This window comes from Burkholderia sp. SIMBA_051, from assembly GCF_046534915.1.
Lineage (GTDB): Bacteria > Pseudomonadota > Gammaproteobacteria > Burkholderiales > Burkholderiaceae > Burkholderia > Burkholderia ambifaria.
In genome coordinates this window covers 1-260 of the sequence record NZ_JAWRXS010000471.1, presented here as the reverse complement: position 1 = coordinate 260, position 260 = coordinate 1, and the positions used below count along the sequence as shown (strand labels likewise).

The 260-nt window shown below is 41.5% G+C and carries 1 protein-coding gene; it reads right to left on the bottom strand.

From position 1 onward, the window contains the following. On the bottom strand, window positions 1-260 hold a 260-nt coding region (locus tag SB771_RS35335; protein ID WP_410722082.1), incomplete at both ends, for a baseplate J/gp47 family protein.

Sequence of the window (260 nt, the reverse complement as noted above, 5' to 3'; positions counted from 1 at the left end):
AGTAAGACGTTTGCATAATCTGACACGCTTTCTGAATGGTACAGAATATCGTTTAATGCGGACATTCGAATGGTACTCTTTTCAAATGCGATTGATTTTAATAGCGATTTAACCTTTTCTTCTATTTCTTTTTGCGCTCCTTCAAGGGTCCAGTCCATTTGAAGTTCGACTGCCACTTCTATGTCGATATCCAGCCACTTGGCGCTTTCAACAGTTGCTTTTGAACCAATAGGAGCTTGCCCTTCTCCTTCTCCTTCTCC